This window comes from Streptomyces sp. NPDC040545, from assembly GCF_055595065.1.
In genome coordinates, this window is record NZ_JBVIWA010000002.1 from 510,187 (window position 1) to 530,793 (window position 20,607).

The 20,607-nt window shown below is 72.3% G+C and carries 22 protein-coding genes; 12 read left to right on the forward strand and 10 right to left on the reverse strand.

Going from position 1 to position 20,607, the window contains the following annotated elements:
- Positions 1-52 precede the first annotated feature (52 nt).
- The gene (locus tag ACZ573_RS07110; RefSeq protein WP_471300140.1) at positions 53-1,552 is read left to right on the forward strand and encodes an SDR family NAD(P)-dependent oxidoreductase; all 1,500 of its coding nucleotides are present in this window, start codon (positions 53-55) and stop codon (positions 1,550-1,552) included.
- A gap of 46 nt (positions 1,553-1,598) precedes the next feature.
- Here the strand turns inward: ACZ573_RS07110 and ACZ573_RS07115 are convergent, their stop codons facing one another.
- Positions 1,599-2,081, reverse strand: a complete 483-nt coding sequence (locus ACZ573_RS07115; RefSeq protein WP_471300143.1) for an HD domain-containing protein — start codon at positions 2,079-2,081, stop codon at positions 1,599-1,601.
- Positions 2,082-2,408: 327 nt separating this feature from the next.
- On the opposite strand from ACZ573_RS07115, the gene ACZ573_RS07120 reads away from it, so the two are divergent.
- Positions 2,409-2,582, forward strand: a complete 174-nt coding sequence (locus ACZ573_RS07120) for a hypothetical protein (RefSeq protein ID WP_162500713.1) — start codon at positions 2,409-2,411, stop codon at positions 2,580-2,582.
- Between the two features lie 86 nt (positions 2,583-2,668).
- Here the strand turns inward: ACZ573_RS07120 and ACZ573_RS07125 are convergent, their stop codons facing one another.
- The 3 genes from ACZ573_RS07125 to ACZ573_RS07135 are packed head-to-tail and all read right to left on the reverse strand — an operon-like array spanning position 2,669 to position 5,612.
- On the reverse strand, positions 2,669-4,108 hold the full coding sequence (locus ACZ573_RS07125; RefSeq protein WP_471300146.1) for a lipase maturation factor family protein: 1,440 nt from the start codon (positions 4,106-4,108) through the stop codon (positions 2,669-2,671).
- A 20-nt stretch (positions 4,109-4,128) separates the two neighbouring features.
- Positions 4,129-4,662: a DUF1990 family protein gene (locus ACZ573_RS07130; RefSeq protein ID WP_471300148.1), complete on the reverse strand. Its 534-nt coding sequence runs from the start codon at positions 4,660-4,662 to the stop codon at positions 4,129-4,131.
- Positions 4,659-5,612, reverse strand: coding sequence for a YndJ family protein (locus ACZ573_RS07135; RefSeq protein WP_471300151.1), 954 nt, complete (start codon positions 5,610-5,612; stop codon positions 4,659-4,661). The genes ACZ573_RS07130 and ACZ573_RS07135 overlap by 4 nt, the downstream gene beginning before the upstream one ends.
- Before the next feature lie 163 nt (positions 5,613-5,775).
- Between ACZ573_RS07135 and ACZ573_RS07140 the strand changes: the two genes are divergently transcribed.
- The 6 genes from ACZ573_RS07140 to ACZ573_RS07165 all read left to right on the forward strand — a co-directional run bounded on the left by ACZ573_RS07140 (position 5,776) and on the right by ACZ573_RS07165 (position 12,567).
- Positions 5,776-7,125: a DUF6777 domain-containing protein gene (locus ACZ573_RS07140; protein ID WP_471300155.1), complete on the forward strand. Its 1,350-nt coding sequence runs from the start codon at positions 5,776-5,778 to the stop codon at positions 7,123-7,125.
- Between the two features lie 7 nt (positions 7,126-7,132).
- Positions 7,133-9,196: a SpoIIE family protein phosphatase gene (locus ACZ573_RS07145; protein ID WP_471300158.1), complete on the forward strand. Its 2,064-nt coding sequence runs from the start codon at positions 7,133-7,135 to the stop codon at positions 9,194-9,196.
- Between the two features lie 74 nt (positions 9,197-9,270).
- A complete protein-coding gene (locus ACZ573_RS07150) occupies positions 9,271-9,927 on the forward strand; it encodes a class I SAM-dependent methyltransferase (RefSeq protein ID WP_471300161.1) in 657 nt (218 codons plus the stop codon).
- Positions 9,928-10,019: 92 nt separating this feature from the next.
- Positions 10,020-11,273 carry a hypothetical protein gene (locus ACZ573_RS07155; protein ID WP_471300164.1) on the forward strand — a complete coding sequence of 418 codons (1,254 nt, stop codon included), beginning with the start codon at positions 10,020-10,022 and terminating at the stop codon, positions 11,271-11,273.
- Positions 11,274-11,293: 20 nt separating this feature from the next.
- Entirely contained in the window at positions 11,294-12,154 is an 861-nt protein-coding gene (locus ACZ573_RS07160; RefSeq protein ID WP_471300167.1) for an Fpg/Nei family DNA glycosylase, read from the forward strand.
- A 26-nt stretch (positions 12,155-12,180) separates the two neighbouring features.
- Positions 12,181-12,567, forward strand: a complete 387-nt coding sequence (locus ACZ573_RS07165) for a hypothetical protein (protein ID WP_471300170.1) — start codon at positions 12,181-12,183, stop codon at positions 12,565-12,567.
- Positions 12,568-12,961: 394 nt separating this feature from the next.
- Here ACZ573_RS07165 and ACZ573_RS07170 read toward each other — a convergent pair whose 3' ends face one another.
- Positions 12,962-13,147 carry a hypothetical protein gene (locus ACZ573_RS07170; RefSeq protein WP_471300173.1) on the reverse strand — a complete coding sequence of 62 codons (186 nt, stop codon included), beginning with the start codon at positions 13,145-13,147 and terminating at the stop codon, positions 12,962-12,964.
- Between the two features lie 172 nt (positions 13,148-13,319).
- The gene (locus ACZ573_RS07175) at positions 13,320-14,108 is read right to left on the reverse strand and encodes a class I SAM-dependent methyltransferase (protein ID WP_471300177.1); all 789 of its coding nucleotides are present in this window, start codon (positions 14,106-14,108) and stop codon (positions 13,320-13,322) included.
- 105 nt (positions 14,109-14,213) lie between these two features.
- On the opposite strand from ACZ573_RS07175, the gene ACZ573_RS07180 reads away from it, so the two are divergent.
- The 3 genes from ACZ573_RS07180 (at position 14,214) to ACZ573_RS07190 (ending at position 16,288) form a co-directional block, all read left to right on the forward strand.
- A complete protein-coding gene (locus ACZ573_RS07180) occupies positions 14,214-14,381 on the forward strand; it encodes a hypothetical protein (RefSeq protein WP_471300179.1) in 168 nt (55 codons plus the stop codon).
- Positions 14,382-14,674: 293 nt separating this feature from the next.
- Positions 14,675-14,881, forward strand: a complete 207-nt coding sequence (locus ACZ573_RS07185; protein ID WP_471300181.1) for a hypothetical protein — start codon at positions 14,675-14,677, stop codon at positions 14,879-14,881.
- 3 nt (positions 14,882-14,884) lie between these two features.
- A complete protein-coding gene (locus ACZ573_RS07190) occupies positions 14,885-16,288 on the forward strand; it encodes a cytochrome P450 (RefSeq protein WP_471300185.1) in 1,404 nt (467 codons plus the stop codon).
- A gap of 204 nt (positions 16,289-16,492) precedes the next feature.
- Here ACZ573_RS07190 and ACZ573_RS07195 read toward each other — a convergent pair whose 3' ends face one another.
- The 3 genes from ACZ573_RS07195 to ACZ573_RS07205 all read right to left on the reverse strand — a co-directional run bounded on the left by ACZ573_RS07195 (position 16,493) and on the right by ACZ573_RS07205 (position 18,538).
- Positions 16,493-17,224 carry a DUF4913 domain-containing protein gene (locus tag ACZ573_RS07195; RefSeq protein WP_471300187.1) on the reverse strand — a complete coding sequence of 244 codons (732 nt, stop codon included), beginning with the start codon at positions 17,222-17,224 and terminating at the stop codon, positions 16,493-16,495.
- A gap of 69 nt (positions 17,225-17,293) precedes the next feature.
- Entirely contained in the window at positions 17,294-17,770 is a 477-nt protein-coding gene (locus ACZ573_RS07200) for a hypothetical protein (RefSeq protein ID WP_471300652.1), read from the reverse strand.
- 228 nt (positions 17,771-17,998) lie between these two features.
- Positions 17,999-18,538 (reverse strand): sigma-70 family RNA polymerase sigma factor, encoded by a 540-nt coding sequence (locus ACZ573_RS07205; RefSeq protein ID WP_471300190.1) that lies wholly within the window; start codon positions 18,536-18,538, stop codon positions 17,999-18,001.
- 340 nt (positions 18,539-18,878) lie between these two features.
- Between ACZ573_RS07205 and ACZ573_RS07210 the strand changes: the two genes are divergently transcribed.
- On the forward strand, positions 18,879-20,078 hold the full coding sequence (locus ACZ573_RS07210) for a CapA family protein (RefSeq protein WP_471300193.1): 1,200 nt from the start codon (positions 18,879-18,881) through the stop codon (positions 20,076-20,078).
- Positions 20,079-20,122: 44 nt separating this feature from the next.
- On the opposite strand, the gene ACZ573_RS07215 is transcribed toward ACZ573_RS07210, so the two are convergent.
- Entirely contained in the window at positions 20,123-20,584 is a 462-nt protein-coding gene (locus ACZ573_RS07215; protein ID WP_471300196.1) for a universal stress protein, read from the reverse strand.
- Between the last annotated feature and the right edge of the window lie 23 nt (positions 20,585-20,607).

Below are 20,607 nucleotides of genomic sequence, written 5' to 3' on the forward strand. Positions count from 1 at the left end.
GGACTTCCGCAGCAGGCGGATGCGGACGAGTGATCAAGGAACGGCAGCGGCAATGACGGTGACCGAAGACATCCAGGACTACGGCCACGACGACGGGCACGCCTACGGGCCCGGTATCGACCCCGACCGGCTGGCCCTCTGCCTCAGCGTGCTCGACGAGCTGGACAAGCTCGACGTCGACCACCCCGATGCGATCACCGTACGCCGCGCCACCGCCGGCCTCTACCGGACGGTCAAGCAGCGCCGCCGCCAGGAGCGCCGCGCCGCCAAGACCGCCAACGACAAGGCCGTCACCGAAGCCACCGCAACCGGCTCCGCCGAGCGCATCGACGACGAGACCGAGGGCATCCTGCCCTCCTCGGTCACGGAGGCCGGCCGGATCGCCGGGATACTCCAGCGCCCGCGCTCCTGCTACATCTGCAAGACGCGGTACGTCGAGGTCGACTACTTCTACCACCAGCTCTGCCCGACGTGCGCCGTCGAGAACCGGAGCAGGCGCGAGGCCCGCGCCGACCTGAACGGCAAGCGCGCGCTGCTCACCGGCGGCCGGGCCAAGATCGGCATGTACATCGCGCTGCGGCTGCTGCGCGACGGTGCCCACACCACGATCACCACGCGCTTCCCCAAGGACGCCATCCGCCGCTTCAAGGCGATGGAGGACTCCGCGGACTGGATGCACCGGCTGGAGGTCGTCGGCATCGACCTGCGCGACCCGGCCCAGGCCGTGGCCCTCGCCGACCAGGTGGCCGCGGCCGGCCCGCTCGACATCCTGATCAACAACGCGACGCAGACCGTGCGCCGCCTGCCCAGCGCCTACGCGGCGCTGGTCGAGGGGGAGGCCGCCCCGCTGCCCGCCGGTGAGCTCCCCGCCCACCACGTCATCGGCGCCTTCAACTCCGGCGCGGTCGACGGCCTGGCGGCGCTGCCCGTCGGAGTGAGCGGGCTGGAGGCGCAGAAGGTCGCCGACCTCGCCCTGGTCGCGGGCAACGCCAGCCTGGAGCGGCACCTCGCCGGAACCGCCATCGACGCGGGGGGCCTGCTGCCCGACGTCGTCGAGAGCAACACCTGGGTCCAGACCATCGACCAGATCTCCCCGGTGGAGCTGCTCGAAACCCAGCTCTGCAACTACACGTCGCCGTTCATCCTGATCAGCGCCCTGCGTCCGGCCATGGCGGAGGCCGCCCGGCAGGCCGCGGCCGGGCGGGCGTACATCGTCAACGTCTCGGCGATGGAGGGCGTCTTCAGCCGTGGCTACAAGGGCGCGGGGCACCCGAACACCAACGCGGCCAAGGCCGCGATGAACATGGTGACCCGGACCAGCGGCCAGGAGATGTTCCAGAGCGACCGCATCCTGATGACCTCGGTCGACACCGGCTGGATCACCGACGAGCGCCCCCACTTCGACAAGCTGCGCCTGGCCGAGGAGGGCTTCCACGCCCCGCTCGACCTGGTCGACGGCGCGGCCCGGGTCTACGACCCGATCGTCCGCGGCGAGGCCGGCGAGGACCTGTTCGGCGTCTTCCTCAAGGACTACGCCCCGGCGAACTGGTAACCCCGGACCCCCGGACCCCGGGACCCCCCCGACCCCCGTCCCCGTCCTACCAGGCCCTGCTCGACCCCCTCGGCGCACCGAGGGGGTCGAGTGCGTTCCCGGGGGACCCGACCCGGCAGGACCCGGCCGCGACCAGTTCCAGCAGCGGCTGCCAGTCCTCCAGCACGCCCGCGTCCAGGCCGGGCGCGGCCGCGGAGTCCCGGGCCTGGCGCAGGGTGGCCACCGCCTCGGCCTCGGCGTCGTCGTCGCGGTCGCCTTCGCGGTGTCGGCCGTCCGCGCCGGCCGCCCGCTGCGGCGACTGCAGCCGTACCAGCCGGGCCACCCGCTCGCCCAGCAGAGGGCGGATCGACTCCGCCACCACTCCTACGGTAACCGTCCCGTCACTCAGACGGAGCAAATGCCCGAGTCGGTGCACCAGGCCCGCGATCTGCAGTTCTTTGTCGAAGGGGTGCGAGCGGCGCAGCAGGGCCGCGGTCCGCAGGGCCCGGTCGTCGGGGTCGGCGCGCAACAGCTCCATCAGCTCCAGCACGCTTGTGACGTAAGGGACTTGAGCGTCGGGCACTTCGGACCCCGCCACCGCCGACCCCCTCCGTCACACCCCGCGCGTCCGGGATCGAGCAGATCACCTGTTACGTACCCGCAGACCCACGACTTGCTGAACTAGGAGCGAAAGTAAGAGGGCGCAGCGGATTTTGCCTTCCTATCGAGCGGAGGTCCGCTCATATGTGTACTCTGGGGCATCAAGACGGCCCCCATCCGGGCCGCGCTCCACTAAGGCGCCACCGCGTCCGGAAACCTTTCATCCCTTGCCCGGCGCGGTCCGCCTACCGGGTTGCGCGACACGAAGGAGTGCGCGGTGACTGAGAAGACAAAGCCCGAACCGACGGTGATGGAGCGGACGGGAACGCGGGCGAAGCCCCGGACCGATGAACTCGGAAGCCTTGAGGTCTGGGCCCGATCCGCCCCGATCCGGCTGGCCGGCTACGAGGACGACCTGGCGGAAGCGCACATCCTGCCCGGTATCGACTAGTCCGCACAGCGGTGCCAAGCGCCCCTCGTGCCCACGCGCACCGGGGGCGCTGCCCTGCCAAGGGCACCGCGGAGCGGGAGGCCGCGCTAGTCGGGCTCCGAACGGCGCGCGTCCGCGAGGCGGGTCGGCGGGAGGTATTCGCGCACGAGCGTGCGGTGCCACCAGGCCCCCGTCTCGCGCAGCTCCCGCCAGGTGGTGAACCGGTAGCGGTACAGCAGGGCGCGGACATGGACGGGCGGGGCGTCCGGGAACGGGTTCTCGCGCAGCAGCCGCAGCGTGTCCCGGTCGCCCGCCAGCAGCCGCTCCACGAACGGCCCGAACCAGTCGCGCGCGTAGTCCGGGGAGATCGCGGCGAACCACATCAGCCAGTCCAGCCGCAGGTGGTACGGGGCGAACTGGCGCGGAATCCGGCGCGGTTCACCCGGCTTCCCCTTGAAGCCGTACTCGCGCCAGTCCCCGTCCGCGCGCGGCACCCGGTCCGCGGTGCCCTCCACCGCCACCTCCATGCGGACCCGGCCGACCGAGCCGAAGGCCCCGTAGGTGTTGACCAGGTGCAGCGCATCGAAGGAGCGGTTCATCACCTGGCGGCGCGAGACCATGTTGAGCACCGGGTGCCGGCTGAGGAACAGGACGAGCACGGTCACCGCGCACACCAGGACCACGAACCACACGGGACCCGTGCGCGAGGCGGCCGCCGGGGGAGCGCCCGCGAGCCCGGTGAAGTCCACGGCCGAGACGGCCAGCGTGATCGTCAGCCAGTTCAGCCAGGCGAAATTTCCCGAGAGCACCAGCCACAGCTGCGTCGCGATCACGATGCCGGCGGCGTACGAGGCCACCGGTTGAGGCGTGAACAGCAGCACCGGGACGATCAGTTGGGTCACGTGGTTGGCCGCGCACTCCGCCCGGTGCAGCGGCTTCGGCAGATGGTGGAAGAACCAGCTCAGCGGCCCGGCCATCGGCTGCGTCTCGTGGTGGAAGTACAGACAGGTCAGCTTGCGCCAGCAGGGGTCCCCGCGCATCTTGATCAGCCCGGCCCCGAATTCCACGCGGAAGAGCACCCAGCGCAGCAGCCACAGCACCAGCACGGGCGGCCCGGCCCGCGCGTTGCCGAGGAACACGGCGAGGAAGCCCACCTCCAGCAGCAGCGACTCCCATCCGAAGGAGTACCAGGTCTGCCCCACGTTCACGATCGAGAGGTACAGCAGCCTCAGCACGGCCCACATCGCCATGGCCGCGCCCAGCGGCACCTCGTCCCCCGCCCCGGCGGCCAGGGCCGCGGCCAGCGCCGCGCCGCCCCAGGCGCAGCCCGCGAAGAGCCGGTCGGAGTAGCGCAGTTGGAAGAGGCTCGGGGCGCGCCGGAAGGGCACGTACCGTACGTAGCGCGGTACGGGCGTCATGCCGTGCGCCCCGATCAGGGCCCGGAACTGCAGGGCGGCCCCGAGGAAGGCGACGAGGTAGACCCCGGCCAGGGCCCGCTGGAAGACCAGCCGGGCGAGCCAGTATCCGGGCGCCGTGAACCAGTCCATCGCCTCCAGTATCGGACCGGTCAGCCGGTGGCGGCCAGCTTGCGCAGGTGGTGCCCGAGCAGGCGGGCGTAGGACAGCTGGAGGAAGGGGACCACCGGGCCGGCCAGGCGGGTGTACCAGGTGTTCGGGCGGCTGAAGGCGGTGACCGTGAACCACACCGTGCCGTCCGGGTCCATGTCCACGATGAAGGACTCCTCCCCGCACTCGGGGTGCCCGGCCAGGGTTCCGTAGGCGAAACCGATGCGGGCGGGCTCGTACGCGGTCCAGATCACCTCGCACGGCGCGTCGATCCGCAGCGGCCCGAGGCCGATCCCGACGATCACCCGGCTGCCGGGCCGGACCGCGCCGTCATCGGCCCGCACGCGCATGCCCGAGGTCCGGTGGGCGTGGAAGGTGGTGATCGCGGATCCGGCGGCCTCGAAGACGGCCCGTCCGTGTCCGAGGCGGGTGCGGTGGTGCAGGTGGTTGTATCCGGCGGGCAGCGGCCGGTGGGCCGTCGCGCCCCGGTCGGGGTAGTTGACGGTGTCCCGGCCGGCGCTGATGAGGCGGGTCATGGCGAGGTCTCCACTCGGTCGGAGGTGGTGCGTGGTCGGTGGTCCGGGCGGTCGGCGGTCCGGGCGCCGACGCCCGGGGTGTCGGTGGTGCGCGCGGCCGCGGTGCGCGAGTCGGCGGGCCGGACGTCGGCGGCCAGCCGGCGCCAGGCGAGCACTGAGCACAGGGCGAACCCGAGGGCGTTGCCGAGGCCGTGGGTGGCGGCCATCCAGGTCAGGGTGGGATGGATGATCCCGGTGGCCTCGCCGGCCGCCCACCACAGGGCGAGCAGCATGGTGGCCACGAGCACGGCGGCCGAGGTGGCGAGCAGGGTCCGGGTGGTCCGGTCCGCGCAGGCGGGCCGGATCTCCCGCCACGTGAGCAGGGCCACGGCCCACATCCCGCCGGTCAGGACCACGGCGCCCAGCAGCTCGGCCCAGTCGTCGACGAAGTAGCCGAGGAGTACGAGCAGGGTGCCCGCCGGGACGCTGTACGCCGCCCAGCGCGCGAGGCCGCCGGTCCCGGCGCGGCCGCCCGCGGCGCGGCACGCCAGCCCGGCGACCAGGGCGGCGGTGAACCCGGCGAAGTGGAAGTGGGGCACGGTCAGCGCCAGGATGTCGAGCTCGAAGCCGAAGAGCCGGTACCCGGCGCGCTCGGCGACCAGCGCGGTGGCAGCGATGGACGGCGATACCAGAGCGGTGGCGACGGCGACCGCGGGCGGGGTCAGGGAGCGGCCGCGCACCAGCACGACCGGGGCCCGGGCGGCCAGCGCCAGGCAGGCCGCCGCGTACAGCAGGGCGAGCGCGGTGGCGGGCGTTCCGCGCGGCAGCCACAGGCACAGGGCCCCGGGTGCGGCCGCGACCGGCCAGAGGCGGGCCGTGCGCAGGAGCCGGGCCGGGTCGATGAGCCGCAGGCCGGCCGGGACCACGTAGAGCATGCCCAGGGTGACGATCACGTTCACCAGTACCGTCACCCTGGACTCCCCCCAACGCCGCGGTCCAACGCCTTGAACGCGTTCAACTCACGGTGGTGAGCCTACGGCGTTCCTTGAACATGTTCAAGGTGCGCTCCGGTTGCGGCTCCCGCGCGGATGCGTCAGACAAGAGGGAGCAACCGGGGCGAAAAGGGAGATTCAAGTGAACGGATCGTCACTTCCGACACCGCGTCAGGCGTCGCGTCGTCATGCACCCGCCGGAGCCGCCCTCTTCGCCCTCCTCGGCCTCCTCGCCGCGGCGTGCGGCAGCAGCACGGAGCAGCCGGCTGGCGCCCCCGGAGCCGAGAGCCAGGAGGTCTACCTCCAGCCCGTGGCCTCCGCCGGCCCGGACCCGTTCACTCCCTCCTCGGCCACCGCCGAGTCCGCCCCCGTACAGCCCCCGCTGTCCAACCCGACCGGCCAGGGCATCCGCACCGTCAACGCGGCCACCCCCGGCCTGTACGGAGGCACCCAGCGGCTCGGCAGCTGCGACGTGGAACAGCAGGTCCGCTTCCTGACCGCCGACAAGGCCAAGGCCCAGGCCTTCGCCGAGGCGTCGAACATCGAAGTGGGGAAGATCCCCGACTTCCTGCGCGGCCTGACGCCCGTCGTCCTGCGCGCCGACACCCGGGTCACCAACCACGCCTTCCGCGACGGCGCCGCCGACGGCTTCCAGTCCGTCCTCCAGGCCGGCACCGCCGTCCTCGTGGACGAGCACGGCATGCCCCGGGTCCGCTGCGGCTGCGGAAACCCGCTGGGCTCCCCGCGCACCGCCAAGGGATCCCCGGTGCACAAGGGCGACCCGTGGAGCGGCTACCAGGCCAACCAGGTCGTCGTCATCGAACCGACCACCCACGTGATCAACAACCTGGTGATCGTCAATATCGCCGACAACACCTGGATCGAGCGCAAGCGGGGAGACGACGGCGCGCAGGACCGGCCCCCGAAGGCGCTGCCCCCGTACGACCCGTCCGCCGGCATCCCGGACGGGCCGCTCACCCCGCCGGGCTCCACGTCCGGCGACCCCTGCCCGCCGAACCAGGCCCCTCCGGCCTCACCAGCCCCTCCGGCCTCACCAGCCCCTCCGGCCTCACCGGCCTCTCCGAACGCCCCGACCGCTCCCACCGCTCCGACGCCGGGGTCGACGGACTGCCCGCAGGCCTCGCAGAACTCACCCGGCGGGAACCTGCCGCGGAAGCCGGGGACGCCGTCGAACCCGTCCACCCGGCCGCAGCAACCGGAGCAGCCGCAGCAGCGGCCGCCCTCCGACACTCCCTCGGACCCCCTGGCCGGCCTGCCGCCGCTGGACCCCGGTGAGCTGGGGCTGCTTCCCCTGGATCCCGACGGATCAGGCCTGCCGCCTGCAGACCCCGCCACCCCCGTCGAGCCGTACAACCCGGACATCCCGTCCGACCTGAACGCCCCTTACGACCCGGCCGACCCCAACGCGGTCCCGGTCCCGGACCTGCAGCCGCAGCCGTCGGACGGGGGCTATCCGCTGGAGAGCGCCTGACCGGCCCGTGTGTCATGGTGGATCGGTGCCGACCACCGTATCGCTGCCGGACGACTGGCCCGCACACCCGGACCGGTCGCTCTCGCTGAACCGCATGGGCAGTTTCGACTGGGACCTGATCACCGGTCTCATGCACATGGACGAAGCCGCCCTGGACGTCTTCGACACGACTCCCGACGAGTACGACGGCCGGCCGGAGTCGCTCGACCCGCGCGTCCCCGCCACCGAGGGCGCCCGGCTCGACGCCCTCGTCTCCTCCGCCCTCAAGAGCGGCGAGGACAGCTACGGCGCCTACTTCCGCATCCGCTGCCACGACGGACGGCTGCGCTGGACGCACACCCAGGGCCGCGTCATACGCGGCCCGGACGGCCGCCCGTACCGGATCATCGGCATCGTCCGGGACGCCACCGACGAGCTCAGCCACTCGGCGGAGCGGCTCGGCCTGGACGAGGAACGGCGCCGCCAGACGTCGGTGGTCGAATCCACCACCGCCGCCCTCGCGCACGCCCGGACCGTGCAGGACGTCATCGACGTCATCGGCGACGCCCACGGGCTGGAACGGCTCGGATCGATGGGCATGGTGATGGGCCTCGTCGAAGCCGGCCGGATCCACCTGGTCGCCGAGGGCCCGGAGGACAGCTTCGTCCCCGGCACCCGCTACACCCGCATCGACGAGCAGTACCCGATGAGCGAGGTCGTCCGCTCCCTGGAGCCCCGCTTCCTCGACTCGGCGCAGGAATTCGCCCGCGACTACCCCGGGCTCTGGGCGAAGATCTCGTACATGCGGATCTCGGCCGCCGCCTACCTGCCGCTCATCGCCCAGGCCCGCCCGATCGGCGCGATCGGACTGCTCTACCAGGACAAGGACGGCTTCACCCAGGAGGAGCGCAACCTGCTCGTCGCCCTGGGCAGCAGCATCGCGCAGAGCCTCCAGCGCGCCATGCTGCTGGAGCAGGAGCACGACCTGGCCGAGGGCCTCCAGCAGGCCATGCTGCCGCGGCGGATCCCGTCGGTCGCCGGCGGGGAGATCGCCGTACGCTACCGGTCCGCCCGGATGGGCCAGGACATCGGCGGCGACTGGTACGACGTCATCCCGCTGCCCGGCGGCCGGGTCGGCGCCGTCATCGGCGACGTCCAGGGCCATGACACGCACGCGGCGGCCGTCATGGGACAGCTCCGGATCGTGCTGCGCGCGTACGCCGCCGAGGGGCACTCGCCCGGCACGGTCATGGCCCGGGCCTCGGTCTTCCTGCACGAGCTGGACACCGACCGGTTCGCGACCTGCACGTACGTGGAGGCCGACCTCGCGACGGGCGTCCTCCAGGTGGTCCGGGCGGGTCACATCGACCCGCTGCTGCGCACCCGCGACGGGGACTGCCACCGGCTCCCGGTGGCGGGCGGCATGCCGCTCGGCCTCTCGGCGGAGTTCGGCCGCCTGGAGTACCCGGTGACCACGGTGGAGCTGGACCCTGGGGAAACGGTCCTGCTGTGCACCGACGGCCTGGTGGAACAGCCCGGCGCCGACCTCGACGACGGAATTCAACTCCTGACCTCCCACATCCGCCGCGGACCGGCGGACCTGCAGCTCCTCGCGGACCTGCTGTGCGAGATCGTCGACGAACGGGGCGGGGACGACGACATGGCGCTGCTCCTGCTGCGCCGCCACGTGGCGGCCGCCCAGCAGGGCGGCGGCCGCCTCCAGCAGCACGTGGCACCGGGTGACCCGGAGGCCCTGGTGGCGGCCCGGCACATGATCGGGGCGGCGGTGCGGTCGTGGGGCGCCCGGGAACGGGCCGACGAGATCGAACTGGTCGCGGACGAGCTGATCGTCAACGCCCTGATGCACACGGACGGCCCGGCGATCGTGACCCTGCGGGTCCTGGCGGCCCCCCAGCGCCGGCTCCGGGTGGAGGTGGAGGACCGTTCCAGCGCACTGCCGCGCCGCCGCGAGGCGGGGGAGTCGGGCGTTTCGGGCCGGGGCCTGATGCTGGTGGACCGCCTGGCGGACGTCTGGGGCGTGGAGCCGCGGGGCGGCGGCAAATGCGTCTGGTGCGAATTCGTGATGGGCTGACCCCCACCCGATTCCCTCCCGGGCCGATGCTTCGTCACCCCCGTTTGTCGGTGGCGTCCGGCAGGATCACCGGCATGTCCGAACCCACCCGCGCCATCACCGAGTACTGGGACGCCGCCGCGGCCGCGTTCGACGACGAACCGGATCACGGCCTGCGGCAGGAGCCCACCCGCGCCGCGTGGGCCCGGCTGCTGAGATCCTGGCTGCCCGCCGGGCCGGCCGACGTCCTCGACGTCGGCTGCGGTACCGGGTCGCTGTCCCTGCTGCTGGCCGAGGCCGGGCACCGGGTGACCGGTGTGGACCTCGCGCCCCGGATGGTGGAGCGGGCAGAGGCCAAACTCGCGGCCGCGGGCCTCGCGGTACGGTTCCTCGTCGGCGACGCCGCGGATCCGCCGACCGGGCAGGAGCGGTACGACGTCCTGCTCTGCCGGCACCTGCTGTGGACCCTGCCCGATCCCGGCGCCGCGCTCCGGGCGTGGGTCGCGCGGCTCGGCCCGGGAGGGCGGCTGGTACTGGTCGAGGGGCGGTGGCGGCAAGCCGGCGGGAGCGCAGTGCCCTACGTCGCCGGAGCCGGATCGCTCCCCTGGAACGGCGGGGTCACCGCCGGGGACCTGGCCGACGCGGTCCGGCCCCTGGTGTCCGACCTCTGGATCGAACCGCTCAGCGGCGACGCCGAGTTGTGGGGCGGACCCGTCACCGACGAGCGGTACGCGCTGATCGCCCGGATCTGACCCGGACGGCGCACGACGAGGCCACCGCCACCACGCGGGCCCGCCGGGAAAGTCCGTTGCGGGCCCGCCGCGGCTCCGTGAGGATCGGGGCGATGACCAACACCATGGATGAAGTACGCCGATTCCTGAAGAAGGACGATCTGCCCGGAGCGGTACGGTCGCTGCGGCCGCACGCCGAGACGGCCTCGATCACCGAACTCGCCAAGGCAGCACGGGCCCTGGCCGACGCCGCCGGGTTCAAGGACCTGGCCCGCGCGGCCAAGGCCGCCGCCAAGCGGTCCGGCGAGCCCCAGGCCCTCTACGACTTCGGTTACGCCTGCGTCGAGCACGGCATCGCCTTCCTCGCCGTCGCACCGCTGCGCGAGGCACTGCGCATGCTCCCCGACTCGCGGCCGCTCCTGACCGAGCTGGTGTCTGCCCTGGAGGACGAGCACCGGCACACCGAGGCCGTCGCCCTGCTCTCCGCCCGCGGCCAGGGGCTGCCCGCCTGGCCCGAGACGTACCTCCTCGTGCACCACACCCTGCTGGCCGGGGACCTGGACACCGCCGAGCGCATCGGCAGCGCCCTCCCCGCCCCCGAGGACCCGCAGTGGTCCGGCGCCCACGACCGCCAGCTCCGCCGGCTGCACCGCACCGGCCAGGCCCGCCGCGCCCAGAACGCGGCCGGCCAGGCCGATCCGCTCGGCCGCGCCGACCTGCGCGGCTGGCACTACGGCCTCACCGGCGGCCTCCTGGGCACCCTCTCCCCGTACGGCTGGGACGCCGGGATGACCGGCCGGTACGCCTACCTCGGGGACACCCACGAGCAGTGCCGCCACGGCCTCGCCCGCCTGGCGCTCGCCCTGGAGGCTGCCGGGCGCCGCCCCGCCACGGTCTCGCTGCTGCCCGGCCGGTCCGACCGGATCCTCGGACTCGCCGCGGCACGGGTGCTGGGGCTGCCCGCCGTACCGTACGAGCCCGCCCGTACGGACACCCTCGTCGTCGCCTACGACCTGAACGCGGCCGACCCGGACCTCCTGCGCACCCTGCACGCGCGCGCCGACGGCCAGATCCTGTCCGAGCACGCCACCTGCTGGACCGATCCGCCCGCGGTGAGCGCGGACTTCAGCGCACTGCTGTGCCAGTTCGTCTCACCGCCCTGGAAGGACGACCAGCGGCCCGAGGAGCAGATCGCCCGGGACATCGCGCAGGCCGCCGCCGGCCCGGACGAGGGCGACGGCGCGACCCCGCCCGACCCGGACGGGGCCTTCCGGGCCTTCGTGACCGCCGTCCGCGACGGCTGGCTCACGGCACCCCGCGACCGCGTCGCCTCGCCCGGCCCGGTGCCCAGCTCGCGCTTCGCCTGAGCCGGCGGCAGGCTGGGACCATGCCGGAGCTGCCCGAGGTCGAGGCCCTGCGGGAGTACCTCGACGAGCACCTCACCGGGCGGGTGGTCGAGCGCGTCCTCCCGCTCGCCGTGAGCGTGCTCAAGACCTACGACCCGCCGCCGGCCGCCCTCGAAGGGCGGCCGGCCGGCACCCCCGCCCGGTACGGCAAGTTCCTGGCCCTGCCGGTCGGCGACCTCCACCTCGTCACGCATCTGGCCCGGGCCGGCTGGCTGCGCTGGCAGGACACCCTTCCCGCGCAGCCGCCGCGCCCCGGCAAGGGGCCGCTCGCACTGCGCGTCTCCCTCGTCGGCGGGGGCGGTTTCGACCTCACCGAGGCCGGGACGCAGAAGCGCCTCGCGGTGTACGTGGTCCACGACCCGCAGGAGGTGCCCGGCATCGCCCGCCTCGGCCCCGATCCGCTCGCCGAGGGCTTCGACCGGGACGCCTTCGCCGCGCTGCTCGCGGGAGAGCGGCGCCAGATCAAGGGCGTGCTGCGGGACCAGAGCGTGATCGCGGGAATCGGCAACGCCTACAGCGACGAGATCCTGCACGCGGCCAGGGTCTCGCCGTTCAAGCTCGCCGCCTCCTTCACCGAGGATCAGCTCACCCAGCTCTACGAGGCTGTGCGGAGCACCCTGGGCGAAGCCGTCGGCCGGGCCCACGGGGTGGCCGCGGGAAAGCTCAAGGCCGAGAAGAAGAGCGGCCTGCGGGTGCACGGCCGGGCCGGTGAGCCGTGCCCGGTCTGCGGGGACACCGTGCGCTCGGTGTCCTTCGCCGACTCGTCCCTGGAGTACTGCCCCACCTGCCAGACCGGTGGCAAGCCGCTCGCGGACCGGCGGCTCTCCCGCCTCCTCAAATAGGCGGCCGCTGCGTAGACTCCGGCACCATGGCCGAGGAGCAGCAGCAGTCGCCGCCCCGGCGCGAGATCGTCACCGGGGTCCCCCGGGGCGCGCGCCGCCGGCCGCCCGCGCATACCCCCGCCCGGTCGGAGATCTCCGAGCAGACCACCCTCGGGGCCACCTACGTCCGGGCCCTCATGCGCAGCCAACTGCGCGCGGCTCTGGGGGCGTTGGCGGCACTCGTGTCGCTGATCGGGACCCTGCCGCTGGTGTTCGCCCTGTCGCGCGACGCGTCGGGGCCGCTCGTCTGGGTGGCGCTCGGCCTGCTGGTGTATCCGGTGATGTGGTTCATCGCCCGGTGGTACGTCACCCGGGCGGAGCGCAACGAGGCGGATTTCACCGGCCTGGTGATGGATCCGGCCGACCGCGGCTGACGGCCGTTCCGTCTTCGTCGACGGCCATGCCGAACCGGAGCGGTCCGACGCCGGCAGTCGGCGAACAGGACCACTCGTCCCGTTCGGCGGCGCCGGTCTTGAACGCCATAGTCACTCCTCCAGAGACACCTGAGACTTGCCACCGCCCATCATGTCAATCGCCGACCCAGACTGCCGGGTGCCGTTGAGCTCGCGCAGCTCGCCTTCCGGCAGAACCAGCGCCCGCTCGCGCAACAGTACGAACGGTCGGCCGGCGCCGCCCGACCTGGGCGGTCATCCCCTACCCCGACCTGCTGACCAACGCCGGCTACGACGCGCCCCACCCCGCGGCCTCACCTACGGCACCGTCCGCTGCACGGGCCACCTCAGCACCATCCACAGAGAGAAACGCTGGTCAGATGCCCGACAGCTCCTCCATGACGACGCCCTGTCCACCCCGGACCGCGTCGCCGGACAGCTGCTGGTCCCCTAAGCCGGGAAGATCGCCACCATCAGCCAGCTCACTGTCGATGACGTGCGCCTCGACAATCGCCGCCGCACTGCCCGCCGCCCTCCTCGCCAGAGTGCTCGGAATCCACATCCAAGTCGCCGTCCAATGGCAGAAGGCCATCCGCCGGAGACTGGGCCGCCTACGCCGCCGACGTCAGTCGACGAGCCAGCAGCGGGGATCGCACAGTCCAACCCGGCTTGTGACGACCTGACCCATGACGCCTGCGAGGGGCTATGCGGACCTGACTACTATCAGAAATGGCCTAGTCGGCTTGCAGGACGAAGAACAGGAAGCACAGGAAGCGCGGCTTGGCCGCGATCTCTTCGGGGAAAAGCTCTCGGGCGGCTGGATCGGGCTCTGGCTCGCTGATGACCGATATCCGGAAGCCGGCCCCAATGAAGGCCTCGATCATCGCGTGCAGCGGCCTGTCCCAGTGACTGATAAGGGCGGTCTGGCCGCCCATGGTCCACTCTTCGGTCCAGTTGGTGGTGCTGAAATAGTCGTACTCGGCCTCGCGGCCGGCCTGGCGGTGCATGAGGTGGATGGCAAAGGGATGGTTGACGGACACGATCAGCCGACCGCCGGGCTTAAGTATCCGTCGCAGCTCGGCCAGCGCCGGCCCCCAGTCCTCCAGGTAATGCAGCACCAGGGACGCGACGACATCGTCGAACGTGTCGTCAGGGTAGGGGAGTGGGGCGCCCAGGTCGGCCACCCGCAGGTCCGCACCGTCGCCGAGTCGCCGCCGGGCCAGCTCCAGTATCCCGGCACTCGCGTCGAAGCCGCTCACGATGGCGCCACGGTCGCGCAGCGCCGCGAACAGGGGCCCGGAGCCGCAGCCGGCGTCGAGGATCCGCCGGCCGGCCACGTCTCCGGCGAGGGCCAGCATCGCGGGCCGCTCGTAGTAAGCATTGATGAGGTTGGCTTCATTTTCGGCCGAGTACCCCTCGGCGAAACTGTCGTAGGCGTTGACCTTCGGCAGATCCACAGCCACCGCGGACGGCGAGGTGAGCCCGGTGCGGCTCGAGCGCTCTTGCAGCTCGTCAGAAGTCATGGTGCGAGAGACGTGTGCTGCATCAGTTCGGTTCCTGCCGGACACCGCCTCGGTCCACGATGCCTACCCCGGCGGGCAGTTGGAACTGAACGAACACGAGGTTGCATGGCTGCATCTCGGACTCCGCGCAGCGCACCCACTGGCCGCGTCCTGATCACCATCGACGCCCTGGAGATCACGGAAGCCGACTATGCCGAGGCCGCCCTCTCCCCTGCGCTCGCCAAGTGGGCGGAAGCGGAGTTCGGACTGCCAGCGGGTAGAGCGGCTGGGTGAAGTCGAGGGCCTCCAGGTCAGCGTCGCCGGCGCGCAGGGCAAGCTGGACCGGCTCGATGCCGAAGCAGCCCGCCGACCCTCCACAGTCAAATCTCGGCATGCCGGCCTTCGCAGACATCGCCGACCGCACCGGGCGGAGCCGGGGGCGCGCGAAAGCCCGCATTGTGGCAGACGCGGGCGCGGGGGTCATGCCACGCGTTCCCGGGGCATGACCCCCGGATGCCGCGGGTGGACTAATGAGGGCAACGAACCGGGCGGAACCGCCGCCCATCCCACCCCGAAGGAGGACAGCCATGGCTGCCCTGATCCCCCTCCGCAAGTCGCTCCTCATCGCCGCCTCCGCCGTCGCCGCGCTCCTCAGCGCCGGATCGGCCCAGGCCGCGTCGAGCTCCGCCCACCTGGTCAACGATCCCTCCGGGGCGAAGGTGCAACGCAGCAGCACGCTCGGGGGGTCGGACCACTCCAGTGCGTATTACTACTACTACGTACAGGCGCGGTAGCAGATGCTGTCTTCCCGTGTGCCGCCCGGCCCCTCGGGGGCCGGGCGGTACGGCAACCGGCGCGCGTTCGAGCGGGACCACCTCGGTTTCCTCCTCGACCAGCAGCAGTACGGCGACCTGGTCCGCTTCGACGACGACCTGTACATCGTGAACTCGCCCGCCCTGGCGGAGGAGGTCCTCAAGCACACCAACACCACCTACGGCATCTCCAGCGACCTGCTGGGCGAGGCGACCGACGGAAGCCGCGCCTCCGAAGACCTGGCCCTGTGGATGCGGGCCCGCAGCCTGGCGGGACGCGGCCTGAACCGGACCAGCATGCGCGCCGCCCGGGACAGCCTCGCGTCGACCGTCGTCCGCCACGCGGACACCTGGCACGCACGCGGCAGGATCGAAGCGATCCCCGCACTGGAAGACCTCACCGCCCACCTGATCGCCGAGTTCTGCCTCGGGCCCGAGACCGGCGACGTCCCCGACCTCTTGGCCCGCCTGCAGGACGCGCTGCTGCCCCCCACACTGCCCCTGCCGACCCGCTGGCACGCACTGCGCCGACGCCGCCTCCAGCGCGCCGGCCGCGACCTGGCCGACGAAGTCTCCTCCCTGATACGCCGGCGGCGTACGACGAGGCGGGACGACTCGCCCTCCGTGGTCGCGGACCTCCTGAACGCCGCGTGCGACGAAGGCGCCCTCACCCACGAGGGCGCGACCAGCGTCATCGTCGCCAACCTCTTCGCCGCCCACGAGACCACCGCCGCCGCGCTCGCCTGGCTGCTCCTCCTCCTCGACCGGCACCCGGAAGTCCGTCGGCGGGTACGGGACGAGGCCGACCGGGAACTCGCCGGCGCGCTCCCCACCGCGGCCGACGTGCCCCGGCTGGCCGTCACCGAAGCCGTCGTGAAGGAGACCCTGCGCCTCTACCCCCCGCTCTGGTTCCTCCAGCGGACCATCGAGGAACCCACCGAAATCGCGGGCTACCCCCTGCGCCCCGGCCAGAAGGTCGCCGTCAGCCCCTTCGTCCTCCACCGCGACCCCCGCCACTACCACCGGCCCACCACGTTCGACCCGGACCGCTGGACCGACCGCGCCGCCAACCCGCTGCCCAAGTACGCGTTCATGCCGTTCGGCGGAGGGCCGCGCAACTGCCTCGGAACCCATTTCGCCACCACCGCCATGACCATCGTCACCGCAACCCTCACGCCCCACTACGAGGTCACCCGATCACCCGGCACGACACCCGTCTTCCACACGCGCACCATCCTCCAGCCCCACGACCTCACCCTCGACGTCTCGGTCCGTCCCCACCCACCCGGCGACCGGCCCGGCGACCACCGGTCCACTGCGGACCCGCAGCCCGAAGACCACCGGGCTGCCCGGTGTCCGTTCACCGCCGACACCCCCGCCGCACCGTGACGGACCGGCGTCCCCGCCTCCTCGTCCGGCTTGCTCCGGGCCCGGGGCCGGTGTAGTCCGGTACTGAGGTTTTCAGGGTGGGGTCGGTGGGAGGCTCCGACAGCAGGTCCGGCCGAAGACGACCGTCGTGACGCCACCTTCCAGCGGACCGGCCCCAGCCTGGCGACTGCCGGCGGAACGGGACGCCGGCACGGGCACCGGCGGCTACGTCGGCTCGTACGGTTCCACCGGGAGCGGGGCGAGCGGTTCCTGCGTGTGCCCCTTCGGCGAGCACGAGGCGAACGGGCCCTGCCGCGGGTCCATCAGGACCCGCAGGTGCGGATCGGCGTGCTGGATCCACCACGTCGTCATGCCGAGGGCCGGATCGTGCCGCAGGTGCTCCCAGGCGAGCCAGAGCGCGGACAACCGGGCCCCCGCCTCCGGGTGTTCCCACCAGAGCGGACACCAGGTGGCGGACGTACCGTCCAGGGGGCGGCGGATCGTGACCGCCAGGTAGTCGGTGACGAAGGCGAAGACGTCGCTGAAGTAGAACTCGGGTCCGTCGCCGTAGACCTCCGACGCCGGCATGGGGAAGACGGAACGCGGCTCCGGCTTCGGCCTGGGCAGGGGGTACAGCGCCAGCAGCGAGCCGAGGGCGTCGTCGCTGCGCCGAAGCTCCGTCAGGAGCCAGCCCAGGAGGAGGTCCTGGGATTCGGCGACCTCGGCGAAGGCGTCCGCCGCGAGGGAAGCGACGAGCCGCTCCCTCCAGTCGTTCAACTGCCTTCTCCAGCGGTCCTCCTCGGCGGCAGACCGGGAACCGGCCAGGAAGCGGGCCACCGTCCAGTGGTGTTCCTTCCATGCATCGCCATCGGCTTCGGCCGTCACCCGCGCTGCCACCCGTTGCGCGTTCTCGATCGCTTTGCTGTCCATGGAACTGATGAGTGCCTTTCGAGCCACGTGAGGAGTGTGCTGATCATACGAGTTCAGCGTCCTGCGTCCGTGTTCGTGTCCGTGCTCGTGGCTTTGTCAGAACAGGTGCATCGCCAAGTGTCCGAGGGGCAGGCCGAGTTGCCAGGCCGGCGTCCAAACGCGCGCGTTCTCGTCCAGTCCCGGCGCTATGTCGGTGTGGTCGTGGTCGTGGTCGGGCCGCCCGGGGTCGAGGTTGGTGGCGAACAGCTCGGTGCCGTCCAGCCAGCGCCACGCCGCCCGGGCCAGTTCCAGGTCGGGGTCCCCGCCGTCGCCGCGCTCCCGGGCCTCCTCGCCGAGCGCGAGGAACCGGGTGTGCACCCAGTCGCGCCACGGGTGTCCGTACGCCGTGAGCGACAGCCACTCGTCGAGCTGCGAGACCACCCGGATGCCGGAGAGCTCACCGGCCGCGTCCGAGAGGTAGATCGTCAGGGCGAGCGTGTCCCGTCCGGCCCTGAACTCCAGGGTGCTGACCGGGATGAGCCGGCCCGTACGCAGCAGTTCGTCCGCGATGTACTCGGCATACAGCCAGGCCATGGGCACCGCGAGCCCGCCGTCACTGGTGCCGTTACTACCCTCGGGCTGCACCGTTCCACCTTCTCCCGCGCTTCGAACGTCCCGTCGTCAGTCCTGAGCCTTCACCGAGCGGCTCGCGGAGCGGGGGATGTTTACTCAACTTGCACGCTCTGATGCCGAAATCGACGCGTTTTATGTCCGATCCGCATCTATTCACGGCGTTACATGATCTTTCGCCGTGCCACGGGCTCAGGCGCCGAGGCCGTACCCGTACCCCTGGAGGCCCTTCTTCAGGGCGCGGAGGGCGTAGTACGTGCGGGACTTGACGGTTCCGGCCGGGATGCCGAGCTCGGCGGCGGCCTCGGCCACCGAGCGGTCACGGAAGTAGACCTGCATCAGCACTTCGCGGTGCTCCGGCACCAGGGACCCCACGGCCCGCCGGACGTCGATCGCCGTGACCGAGCCGGCCACCGCGTCCTGGGGCTCGGGTGCGTGTTCCAGCGCCTCCGGATCCACCTCCAGCGGCCGTGACAGCCGAGCCCGCCGGGCATCGATCGCGAGGCGCCGGGCCACCGTGAACAGCCAGGGCCGCATGGAGTCGTGCCCGCTGGACAGGGCCTCCGGGTGCTGCCAGACCCGTACGAGCGTCTCCTGTACGAGATCCTCCGCGCGCTGGGCGTCCCCCGCCGTGAGGCCGACCAGGAATCCGAACAGGGCCCGCCCGTGGTCGCGCTGGAGTTCGGCGAGTGCCTCGGGGTCCGTACGCGGGAGGGTGGGGGAGAGCGGCACGAGGGGCTCCTTCCGGGGTGCGTGGGGGGGCCGTGGAGGCGGCGTCCCGTCCACCCTGACCTGCACGGAGCCCACCTGGAACCGTCCGGCCCCGGTGTTGCGCCCAAGCACCCGGGTCGTCCGCCGGGCGGCCGTGCGGGTCGGTGAACGGTCGAACGGCGCGGCGAACGGCAGGCGGCCGGCGCCGCCTGGCCACCGCCGCCCGGCCGCCTCCGGCCATGTCCGCCGTTCGGGTGGGCGTGTGTCCGCGGGACGGATCCGTTCCTTGACTTACGGCGTGTAGTTATATGGATTGCATGTGATCACATGTCAGATAATCGTATTAGTGAGAGCAGGGCCCATGACCACGCGAATCCGTCCGCCGGTGCTCGCCCTCCTGTCGGCCGTGCTGCTGTCCGCCGCCGCCGGATGCTCGGCGACCGGGAGCTCCGCACCGGCCCGCCTCGGGGACTCCGGCGGACCGGCCGCCCCCTCCACCGCCGCCGGAGCGCCCGCCGCCCAGGGCTTCACCCTGGTGGCGAGCGGCGACGTACTGCCGCACACCTCCGTCATCCAGCGCGCGGCGAACGACGCGGACGGCGACGGATACGACTTCAGGCCGATGTTCTCCGGGGTCAAGCCCGTGGTCTCCGCGGCCGACCTCGCCCTCTGCCACATGGAGACCATCTACGGGGAGGAGGGCGGTCCCTTCTCCGGCTATCCGGCCTTCAAATCGCCGCCGGAGGTCGCCGACGGGCTGAAGGACGCCGGGTACGACGGCTGCTCCACGGCCTCGAACCACACCCTCGACGACGGGGGCGCCGGACTGCGCCGCACGCTGGACCGCTTCGACAAGGTCGGCCTGGGGCACGCCGGCTCGGCCCGTACGGCCGCCGAGGCGGCCACGGTGACCACGTACAAGGCGGGCTCCGCCAAGGTGGCGCACCTCGCGTACACCTACGACACCAACGGTTACCCGATGCCCGACGGCCAGCCGTGGGCGGTCAACCTGATGAAGCAGGACAAGATCATCGCGGATGCGCGGGCGGCCCGGAAGGCGGGCGCGGACGTGGTGCTGGTGAGCGTGCACTGGGGCACGGAATGGGAGACCGAGCCGGACGGGACCCAGCTCTCGCTCGGCAAGGCGCTGACCGCCTCGCAGACCGGCGGCCGCCCCGACATCGACATGCTCCTCGGCACGCACGCGCACATCCCGCAGCCCTACGAGAAGGTCAACGGGACCTGGATCGTCTACGGCATGGGCGACCAGGTCGCGGGCGAGATGTTCAACTACACGGGTGCGCGCGACATGCGGGGCAACTACGGCTCGATCGGCCGGTTCACCTTCGCCCCGCCGGCCGCCGCCGGGCAGCGCTGGCAGGTCACCAAGGCCGAGTTCGTGCCGCAGATGATGGACCTGTCCGCGGGCCGGGTCGTCCACCTGCCCGACGCGCTCGCCAAGGACCCCGGCCGCGAGGACTACGAGAGCGCCCGCGACGCCATCAGCGAGGCCGTCCTCAGCCGCGGCGCCGCCAAGGACGGCCTGACCATGGGCAGGTAGGACCGGGGACGGGTCCTGGGTCCCAGGACCCAGGACCGGGAATCCTACGGAACCACGGTTACGGGCCAGCGGCCCGCCTTGACCAGGCGGATCGCCACCGACCCCACGATGCGGTGGCCCGCCTGCTCGGAGGCACCGACCACCACCGCGTCCGCCATCAGCTGGTCCGCCGCGCTCACCAGGCCGGCGTAGGGGTCGCCGCGGAAGGTGTGGAACTGCCAGCGCACCTCGTAGATGCCCTTGAGCCGCTCCGCCGACGCGCGGATCTCGGCCACCAGGCCCTCCGCGATCTCCCCGGTGGTGTCCGCCACCGGCGCGCCCAGCGCGGCGCCGGCCGGGATCACCGGCTGGACGTACACCAGGGCCAGCAGGGCGTTCTGCCGCCGGGCCAGCCCCGCCGCGTAGGCCGCGGCCCGCAGCGAGGACTCCGATCCGTCCACCCCGGCCAGGATCACCTTCGGGCCGTCGGTGCCGCGTTCGAATTCCGTGTTCACGTGCTCCGTCACCCTGCCGAGGATAGGCCGTGTCC